Source organism: Streptomyces sp. NPDC088817, from assembly GCF_044750345.1.
Classification (GTDB): domain Bacteria; phylum Actinomycetota; class Actinomycetes; order Streptomycetales; family Streptomycetaceae; genus Streptomyces.
In genome coordinates this window covers 215726-224718 of the sequence record NZ_JBIVJN010000014.1, presented here as the reverse complement: position 1 = coordinate 224718, position 8993 = coordinate 215726, and the positions used below count along the sequence as shown (strand labels likewise).

Genomic DNA, 8993 nt, shown 5'->3' with positions numbered 1-8993 from the left:
CCCACCCCGCGGGCCGCTTCGGCGGCCCGCGGCTCAGCCCCCGTACACGCCGAAACCCGCCGCACGCCACACCGCCGGCTCCGCGCCGGCGCTCACGAAAGGTCCAGGAAAGCGTGACAACCCGTACGTCCACCGAGGAGAGCCTGTGGGCCCGGAGCTTCCACCCGGCGCCCACCCGCCCCACCCAGCTCCACTGCTTCCCGCACGCGGGCGGCTCGGCGTCCTTCTACTTCCCCGTCTCCGCCCAACTGTCCTCCGTGGCCGAGGTGTTCGCGGTGCAGTACCCGGGACGGCAGGACCGGCGCAAGGAGGTGTCGCCCACGGACATCGCCACCCTCGCCGACCAGCTCTACGACGCCATCGGCCCCGCCCTCAAGGCACGGCCGACCACGTTCTTCGGGCACAGCATGGGCGCCACCCTGGCCTTCGAGGTGACCCGCCGCCTCGAAGCCGACGGCGGTGAACTCGTCCGGCTGTTCGCGTCCGGGCGGCGCGCGCCGTCGACCGTCCGCGACGAGAAGGTGCACCGCCTCTCCGACGAGGGCATCGTGCGGGAGCTGAAGCTCCTCGCCGGCACCGACACCGCGCTGCTCGGCGACGAGGAGATCCTGCGCATGATCCTTCCCGCCATCCGCAGCGACTACGAGGCGATCGAGACCTACCGGTGCGCCCCCGACGTCACCGTCCGCGCCCCGATCACCGTCCTCACGGGCGACAGCGACCCCAAGACGACGATGGCCGAGGCCGAGGCGTGGCGCGGCCACACGACCGGCGACTTCGACCTCCAGGTCTACCCCGGCGGCCACTTCTACCTGACCGCGGAGGCCCCCGCGGTCATCGCCTCACTCAGGAAGCACCTCACCGGGCAGGGCTGATGTCCACCGTTCCGCCCCTCGCCAGGCCACGGGCGACGGGCGGGACGGAATGGCCCGACGGCTCCTGGCCCGCGCCCCGGTCGCTGCCCGCCGAACCGATCAAGGTGGACGGAAATTCGAACAGCCTGACGTGAGGGTCCGCGTACGATCCCGGGCATGCAGCCCGAGGACCTGGTACGAGAGCACACGATCTACGCCTGTGTCATGGGCTCGCGGGCCTTCGGGCTGGCGACGGACGGCAGCGACACGGACCGCCGGGGCGTGTTCCTCGCGCCCACGGCCCTGTTCTGGCGCTTCGAGAAGCCGCCCACGCACGTGGAAGGGCCGCTCTCCGAGCAGTTCAGCTGGGAGCTGGAGCGCTTCTGCGAACTGGCGCTGCGCGCCAACCCGAACATCCTGGAGTGCCTGCACTCACCACTGGTCGACCATGTGGACGACACCGGCCGCGAGCTGCTGCACCTGCGCGGCGCCTTCCTGTCCCGCCGGGCCTGCGACACCTTCACCCGCTACGCCCTCGGCCAGCGACGCAAGCTCCACGCCGACGTCCGTACGACGGGTTCCCCGCGCTGGAAGCACGCGATGCACCTGCTCCGCCTGCTGACGACCGCCCGTGACCTGCTGCGCACGGGCGAGCTGCACATCGACGTCGGCGACCAGCGGGAGCCTCTGCTCGCGGTGAAGCGGGGTGAGGTCTCCTGGGCACAGGTCGAGACCCGCATGGCCCGGCTGGCGGACGAGACCGAGGAGGCCCTGCGGCACACTCCGCTCCCACCCGAACCGGACCACGCGCGCGTGGCCGACTTCCTGTTCCGGACGCGCCGCGCCTCGGCCGCTCAGCCGGACACGCACCACGAAGTCGCGCGAGGCGTCGTACGCGGTGGCCGCTTCGGGCAGCGCTGAGACGGCCCGCGCCCCGTCGAGCTCACCAGGGTCCTGGCGAGCAAGAAACTCCGGCCCGACCGGGCCTACCGCCCCGGTGGGCCGACGCGGTACTCGGTGCGGCTGTTCAGGACGGAGTCCGGGCGTAGCACCGTGCTCGGGTACTCGGGGTGGTTCGGGGAGTCGGGCAGGTGCTGGGTCTCCAGGCAGACGGCGGCGTACCGCTCGTGGCGGCGGCCCGTCGCGTCCTTGAGTGTTCCGTCGAGCTGGTTGCCGGTGTAGACCTGCAGGCCCGGTTCGGTGGTCCACACCTCCAGGGCCCGCCCGCTCCCGGGATCCTCCAGCCGGGCAGCGCGCCGCAGGGCCTCCCCGGCCGACGGTGGGCGCAGCACCCAGCAGTGGTCGTAGCCGCCCGCCGCGCGCAGTTGGGGATCGGGGTCGTGCAGGCGGGCGCCGATGGTGTGTGTGCGGGTGAAGTCGAAGGGTGTGCCCGCTGTTTCCGCGCCGGGCCCGTACGGGATGCCCTCGTCGGTCAGCGGCAGGTACCGGTCCGCGTCCAGCTGGAGCACGTGGTCGGCCACCGTGGGGGCGCCCGACAGGTTGAAGTAGGCGTGGTTGGTCAGGTTGACCACGGTCGGCCGGTCGGTGACGGCCCGGTAGTCGAGGGAGAGGGTGCCCCGGGCGTCGAGGACGTACGTGGCCGTGACGTCCAGAGTTCCGGGGAAGCCCATGTCGCCGTCGGGGCTGCGCAGGGTCAGGCGTACTCCGGCGAAGTCGTCGCCCGTCACGGGCGTCGCGGCCCAGACCCGCCGGTCGAAACCGTCGGGGCCGCCGTGCAGGGCGTGGCCACGGTCGTTCACCGGCACCTGGTGCGCCCGGCCGTCCAGGGTGAAGCGGCCGTCGGCGATCCGGTTGGCGTACCGCCCCACCAGGGCCCCGAGGTACGGGCTCGGGCCGGTGTAGTCCTCGATGCCGGTCAGCGACAGGACGACCGAGCGCGCGACTCCGTCACGGTCCGGTACTTCCAATGTGTGCAGGATGCCGCCGTAGGTGAGTACCTCGGCGCGCACGCCGCGGCCTGAGTCCAGGTGCCAGCGCTCCACCGGAGTGCCGTCGGGCGTGTTGCCGAAGGGGGTGCAGCGCAGGGCGGGTCGTGGCATGAAGGTCCTCGGGGGAAGGGGGGCGGGCCGTTCGGGGAGGGTGCGGCCGCGGGCCGGCTCAGCGTTGGCGGCCCAGGGTCGACTCGCGTACCACCAGGTCGTGGCCCGGACGCAGCCGGCGTGGCTCGGTGTCGGCGGTGCCGTTGAGGCGGGCGATGACGCAGCCGACGGCCTGGCGGGCGATGGCCTGCTTGTCGGGGGAGACGGTGGTCAGGGTGATCGCCCCGAAGCGGCCGTCCTCGATGTCGTCGAACCCCACCACCGCCACGTCCTGCGGGATGCGCAGTCCGCGCTCGCCGAGCACCCTCATGGCGCCGATCGCCTGGAGGTCGTTGTAGGCGAAGACCGCGTCGGGCCGCACGCCGCGGTCCAGAAGCAGGGCCATGGCCTGCGCCCCGTCCGCGCGGCCGTAGCCGTCGGTGGGGGCCACCAGCGAGTCGTCGTGCGGCAGTCCGGCCGCGGCCAGTTCCTCACGCCACCCTTGGAGGCGCAGATGGGCGGGCTGGCGGGCGCTCTCGGCCCGCGCGCCGAGGAAGGCGATCCGCTGCCGTCCGATCCCGATCAGGTGGCGGACCGCGCTGCGGGCCGCGGCCACGTTGTCGATGGCGATGTGGTCGTAGGGGGCGTCGTACTCCCGCTCGCCGAGCAGCACGAGCGGCGAGGTGTCGGTGCGGCCGCGCAGGTCAGGGTTCTCCAGTTCGATCGGGGAGAGGATCAAACCGTCGATCACATGGGTCCGGAAGCCCTGGCAGACGAGCATCTCCTTCTCGCGCAGGCCGGCGGTGTGGTCGAGCAGCACGGTGTAGTGGTGGCGTGCGGCGGCGTCGATGACCGCGCTGGCCAGTTCGGCGAAGTACGGGTTGCCGAGTTCGGGGACGGCCAGCGCGATGATCCCGGTGCGGCCCTTGCGCAGGTGGCGCGCGGTGAGATTGGGGCGGTAGCCGAGCTCGTCGATCGCCTGTTGCACCCGGGCCCGCATGGCGGGGGTGACGTGCGGATAGTCGTTGACGACGTTCGAGACGGTCTTGATGGACACTCCCGCTCGCTGCGCGACGTCCTTGAGGCTGACGCCCAAGGCGTTCCCTCCTTGTCGGGCCGGGCGCAGGACAGCGACGGGTCCTGCGGCACGGCGTCTGTCATCAGGTGCGGCGTGCCCGCGCCAGATACCGCTGGGCCACGACCACCACGATGAGGAAGCCGCCGCTGACCACGGACTGGTAGGACGAATTGAGCGAGCCTATCTGGTTGATCAGGTTCTGGATGACCGCGAGCAGCAGCACTCCCCACAGGGTGCCGCTCACCGAGCCGGCGCCGCCTATCAGCAGGGTGCCGCCGATGACGACCGCGGCGATGGCGTCCAGCTCCATGCCCACGCCGATGATCGTGACCCCGGAGGACAGCCGGGCGGCGTTGAGCGCGCCGGCGAACCCGGCGAGGAGCCCGCTGAGCGTGTAGACCAGGATCCGGGTGCGGGCCACCGGCAGTCCCATCAGGGTCGCGGCGTCGGTGCTGCCGCCGACGGCGAACAGCGACTGGCCGAACGAGGTGCGCTGCAACACCACCCCGCCGACGGCGAACAGGGACAGCGCGACGAGCACCGGATACCCGAAGCCGCCCACCGTGCCCTGGCCGAGTTCGGCGAAGGCCGAGCCGTGCGGCACCAGATAGGTGGTGGCCCCCTCGTCGGTCAGGGCGAGGAGCAGACCGCGGGCCCCGAGCAGGGTGGCCAGGGTGACGATGAAGGGTGCCATCCCGGCCCGTGCGATCAGCAGCCCGTTCAGGGTGCCGATCGCCCCGCAGACGGCCAGCGGCAGCAGCAGCGCGGCCCAGATGCCGTACTGCGAGGCCCAGGCGGCCAGTACGCCGCCGAGCGCGAACACCGATCCGACGGAGAGGTCGATGCCGCCGGTGATGATCACGAAGGTCATGCCCAGGGCGACGACGGCGACGAAGGACGCCTGTACGGCGACGTTCTGGGCGTTGTCGAGGGTACCGAAGGAGGGGAAGACGAACGAGGAGACCAGGACGACCGCGATCAGGACGGCGAGGGCGCCGTGCCGTTGGAGGAGTTCGGTGATCCGCTCCTGGCCGGTGGCCGGGGAGGGGGCCGCCGCCGTCGGACGGAGGGCGGCCGACGACTGCCGTGGGCTGGTGAGTGACTTCATCGGGACCGACGCTCCCGTGCGACGTAGACGGCGACGAGGATGATGGCGGCCTGGGCGATCTGCGCCGTGGAGTCCGGCAGATCGTGCTTGACCAGGGTGGCCCGCAGGAGCTGCATCAGCAGCGCGCCGGTGACGGTGCCCAGCACCCGCACCGAGCCGCCGCTCAGCGGTGTGCCGCCGACGACCACCGCGGTGATCGCGGACAGTTCCATGAGGTTGCCGAGCGCGGAGGGGTCGCTGGCGGTCAGCCGGGCGGTGGCCAGCACGCCGGCGAGCGCCGCGAGGACGCCGCACAGCACGTAGACGCCGATCAGGACCCGCTTGACCGGCAGCCCGGACAGTCCGGCGGCAGCGCGGTTGCCGCCCACCGCGACCAGTTGCCGGCCGAAGGTGGTGCGGTGCACGACCCCGGCCACCACCAGCGCCAGGACGCCCGCGGTCAGCACCACCACCGGGATGCCCAGCACCTCCCCGCTGCCCAGTGCCAGCAGGTCCGGGTTGGCGATCTGCTTGAGCTGCCCGTCGGCCATCACCAGGGCCAGGCCCCGGCCTCCGACGAACAGGGCCAGGGTGGCCACGATGGGCTGGAGGCCCACCACGGCGACCAGGGTGCCGTTGACCGCGCCCACGAAGACCCCGGCCAGCAGCGCCACGAGCAGCGCCGGGACCAGGCCGTAGCCGAGATAGAGCGGCAGCAGCGCGGCGGCCAGCGCCATCGCGGACCCCACGGACAGGTCCACGCCCTCGGTGCCGATGACGAGCGCCATGCCGAGCGCCACGATGACGACCGGGGACACCTGCACGAGCTGGGTCCGCAGGTTGGCGACGGTCAGGAAGTGCTCGGTGAACGCGGCGTTGAAGGCGAGCAGCACCAGCACCGCCGTGTAGACGCCGTACTTCTGGAACCAGGCCGGTGCGGCGAGCCGCACCGCGCCCCGTCCCAGTGCCGGCGACAGCTGCGTCATTCCTGCTCCTCGTCCGTGTGCGGTGCCGTGTCCGGCGTCTCGACCGTGGGCTCGGGGGTGTGCGCGGCCAGCGCGTCCAGCAGCTCGGCCTCGCTGACCAGGTCGCCGGCCAGCTCACCGGCCACCGCGCCGCCGCGCAGCACCACCAGCCGGTCCGCGCCCTCCACCAGCTCCTCGACGTCGGAGGAGATCAGCAGCACCGCGAGCCCCTCCTGCGCCAGTTCGTCGATGAGGGTCTGCACCTCGGCCTTGGCGCCGACGTCGATCCCGCGGGTGGGCTCGTCCAGCAGCAGCACCTTGGGCTCCAGGCACAGCCAGCGCGCCAGCAGCACCTTCTGCTGGTTGCCGCCGGAGAGCTCCTCGACCTTCTGCTCGGGCCCCGACGCCTTGATCCGCAGCCGCTTCATGAAGATCTCCACGATGCGGTCCTGCCGCTTGCGGGAGACGACACCGGCCCGGGACAGGCGGGGCATGGCGGCCAGGACGATGTTCTCCCGCACCGACAGACCGGGCACGATGCCCTCGGCCTTGCGGTCCTCGGAGAGCAGGCTGATGCCGGCCCGGATCGCCGCGGCGGGGGAGAGGCGGCGCAGCGGCCTGCCCGCCACCGAGACCGTGCCGGAGTCCAGCGGCAGCGCGCCGACCAGCGCCTTGGCGGTCTCGGTGCGCCCGGAACCCAGCAGGCCGCCCAGGCCCAGAACCTCCCCCGGACGCAGTTCCAGTGACACCTCGTCGAGCACATGGCGGCGGCTCAGCTTCTCGGCCGTGAGCACCGGTTCCCGGGCGGCGTCGTGCTCCGCGCCGAAGCCGGTGACGCCGTGTCGGCGGACCTCGGCGACCTCCCGGCCGAGCATCATCGAGACCAACTGCATCCGGTCCGTGGCCGCGAGCGGGCCGGTGTGCACCAGCCGTCCGTCGCGGAGCACGGTGACCCGGTCGCAGATGCGGTACAGCTCGTCCATCCGGTGGCTGACGTAGAGGATGGCGATGTCGCGGCTGTGCAGTTCCTCGATGACCCGGAACAGCGTCTCGACCTCGCGCGGCTCCAGCGCGGAGGTCGGCTCGTCCATCACCACCACCTGGGCCCGCACCGAGACCGCGCGAGCCAGCGCCACCATCTGCTGGGTGCCCACGCCCAGGCTGTTCAGGGGGCGGCGCACGTCGGCCGTGACGCCGAAGCCGGCCAGCAGCTCGGCCGCCTCCCGGTGCATCCGGGGGAAGTCGATCAGGCGCAGGCGGTTCTTGGGCTCGCGGCCCAGGAAGATGTTCCGCGCCACGCTCATCATCGGGACGAGGTTGACCTCCTGGTAGATGGTGGACACACCGGCCTGCTGCGCCTCGTGCGGCCGGGCGAACGCGACCGGCCGCCCGCCCAGGCGCAGTTCGCCGGAGTCGGGGCGGTGCACACCGGTGAGGACCTTGATCAGGGTGGACTTGCCGGCGCCGTTCTCGCCGACCAGGGCGTGGATCTCACCGCGGCGCAGGGTCAGGGAGACGTCGTCGAGCGCCACCACGCCGGCGAAGCGCTTGCCGACGCCGACGGCCTCCAGCACCGTCGGGGGCGCGGCGCCGTCCGCGTCCGGGTGCGGTGCGGCGACTGCCGCTTCGGGGGGTGCCATGGGCGAGGCCTTCCGTGGGTCGGTGAGCGGGGGAGCGGGCCGCCCGGTGCGGGGCGGCCCGGGCGGCCCGAGGGTGTCTCAGTAGGCCCCGGACAAAGAGTCCTTGGCGTTCGACGCGTCGTAGGCGCGGTCGGAGATGATCACGTTCTCCGGGATGGACTCGCCGCCGAAGAACTTCTGCGCGGTGGCGAAGGCCAGCGGGCCGAACCGCGGGTTGGACTCGATGACGCCGTTGTACTGGCCGTCGGCGAGGGCCTGCACCGCGTTGCGGGTGCCGTCGATGGAGATGATCCTGACGTCCTTGCCGGGCTTCTTGCCGGCGCCCTTGAGCGCGGTGACGGCGCCGAGGCCCATCTCGTCGTTCTCCGCGTACACGGCGGTGATGTCCGGCTTGGACTGGATGAGCTGCTCCATCACCTGCTGGCCCTTGTCGCGGGCGAACTCGCCGGTCTGCTGGGCCACGATCTGCAGACCGGGCGCCTTGGCCTTGAGCTGGTCGACGAAGCCCTTGGTGCGGTCGGTGGTGACGTTGTTCCCGGAGGCGCCCAGCAGGATCGCGACCTTCCCCTTGCCGCCGGTCACCTGGATCATCGCGTCCGCCGCGCGCTTGCCCTGCTCGACGAAGTCCGAGCCGAGGAAGGCGACATAGTCCTTGCAGGCGGTGGCGTTGAGCTTGCGGTCGACGGTGATCACGGGCACGTGCTTGGCGGCGGCGGCCTGCAGCGCCGGTTCCAGGCCGTCGGAGTTCAGCGGCGCCACGATGAGCAGCTGCGCGCCCTGGGCCAGCATGTCCTTGATGTCGCTGATCTGCTTGGAGAGCTGGGACTGGGCGTTGGTGGTGAGCAGCTTCTTGACGCCCAGCCTGGCGGCCTCGTCCTTGATGGACTGGGTCTCGGCGATCCGGAAGGGGTTGGCCTCCTTCTCGGACTGCGAGAAGCCGACGACCGCGTCCTTGAGGTCGATCTTGGTGGCGCCGTACGCCTCCAGGGTGCAGCCCGGTCCCGAGGAGTCGGCGGACGGCGACTGCACCACCTGGGCGCCCTGACTGGTGTCGGAGGAGGCCGCGCCGGAGCCCTCCTCCTTGGAGCAGCCGGCGGCGAGGGCCGCGGCGGCGGCGAGGCACACGGCGGCCACGAGACGGGATCTGCGAGGGCTGGTCATGGTCGTTGCACTCCTTGCGTGATGGGGCGACTGCTCTGGCACGGCGCGTCCGACGAGGTCGTCCGGTCGCCGCTGGGGCCGCGGGGTGGAATGCGGCGTCGTGCGCGTTCTCGGCAAGGGAGCGGGCCGGGGCGGGAGGCCCCCGCGGTGGACCGGGGGCCTCCCGCCG

8 protein-coding genes are annotated in these 8993 nt (G+C 72.2%); 2 read left to right on the top strand and 6 right to left on the bottom strand.

What is annotated here, in order from left to right; all coding sequences use genetic code 11:
- Positions 1-113 precede the first annotated feature (113 nt).
- Positions 114-875, top strand: a complete 762-nt coding sequence (locus ACIP4X_RS25255; RefSeq protein WP_358736729.1) for an alpha/beta fold hydrolase — start codon at positions 114-116, stop codon at positions 873-875.
- A gap of 156 nt (positions 876-1031) precedes the next feature.
- Positions 1032-1775: a DNA polymerase beta superfamily protein gene (locus tag ACIP4X_RS25250; protein ID WP_358736727.1), complete on the top strand. Its 744-nt coding sequence runs from the start codon at positions 1032-1034 to the stop codon at positions 1773-1775.
- Between the two features lie 65 nt (positions 1776-1840).
- Here the strand turns inward: ACIP4X_RS25250 and ACIP4X_RS25245 are convergent, their stop codons facing one another.
- The 6 genes from ACIP4X_RS25245 to ACIP4X_RS25220 all read right to left on the bottom strand — a co-directional run bounded on the left by ACIP4X_RS25245 (position 1841) and on the right by ACIP4X_RS25220 (position 8824).
- Complete coding sequence (locus tag ACIP4X_RS25245; RefSeq protein WP_358736725.1) at positions 1841-2914, bottom strand: aldose epimerase family protein; 1074 nt, start codon at positions 2912-2914, stop codon at positions 1841-1843.
- 58 nt (positions 2915-2972) lie between these two features.
- Entirely contained in the window at positions 2973-3989 is a 1017-nt protein-coding gene (locus tag ACIP4X_RS25240; RefSeq protein WP_358736723.1) for a LacI family DNA-binding transcriptional regulator, read from the bottom strand.
- Positions 3990-4053: 64 nt separating this feature from the next.
- On the bottom strand, positions 4054-5079 hold the full coding sequence (locus ACIP4X_RS25235) for an ABC transporter permease (protein WP_358736721.1): 1026 nt from the start codon (positions 5077-5079) through the stop codon (positions 4054-4056).
- Positions 5076-6044, bottom strand: a complete 969-nt coding sequence (locus ACIP4X_RS25230; protein WP_358736719.1) for an ABC transporter permease — start codon at positions 6042-6044, stop codon at positions 5076-5078. Before ACIP4X_RS25230 ends, ACIP4X_RS25235 begins: the two co-directional genes overlap by 4 nt.
- Entirely contained in the window at positions 6041-7663 is a 1623-nt protein-coding gene (locus ACIP4X_RS25225; RefSeq protein ID WP_358736717.1) for a sugar ABC transporter ATP-binding protein, read from the bottom strand. The genes ACIP4X_RS25230 and ACIP4X_RS25225 overlap by 4 nt, the downstream gene beginning before the upstream one ends.
- 78 nt (positions 7664-7741) lie before the next feature.
- A complete protein-coding gene (locus ACIP4X_RS25220; RefSeq protein WP_391458605.1) occupies positions 7742-8824 on the bottom strand; it encodes a substrate-binding domain-containing protein in 1083 nt (360 codons plus the stop codon).
- Positions 8825-8993 lie beyond the last annotated feature (169 nt).

Excerpts from the sequence above, each read along its gene's own strand:
- ACIP4X_RS25245 (WP_358736725.1), bottom strand. The coding sequence starts at position 2,914 with ATGCCACGACCCGCCCTGCGCTGCACCCCCTTCGGCAACACGCCCGAC.
- ACIP4X_RS25225 (WP_358736717.1), bottom strand. The coding sequence starts at position 7,663 with ATGGCACCCCCCGAAGCGGCAGTCGCCGCACCGCACCCGGACGCGGAC.
- ACIP4X_RS25220 (WP_391458605.1), bottom strand. The coding sequence starts at position 8,824 with ATGACCAGCCCTCGCAGATCCCGTCTCGTGGCCGCCGTGTGCCTCGCC.
- ACIP4X_RS25250 (WP_358736727.1), top strand. The coding sequence starts at position 1,032 with ATGCAGCCCGAGGACCTGGTACGAGAGCACACGATCTACGCCTGTGTC.
- ACIP4X_RS25235 (WP_358736721.1), bottom strand. The coding sequence starts at position 5,079 with ATGAAGTCACTCACCAGCCCACGGCAGTCGTCGGCCGCCCTCCGTCCG.
- ACIP4X_RS25230 (WP_358736719.1), bottom strand. The coding sequence starts at position 6,044 with ATGACGCAGCTGTCGCCGGCACTGGGACGGGGCGCGGTGCGGCTCGCC.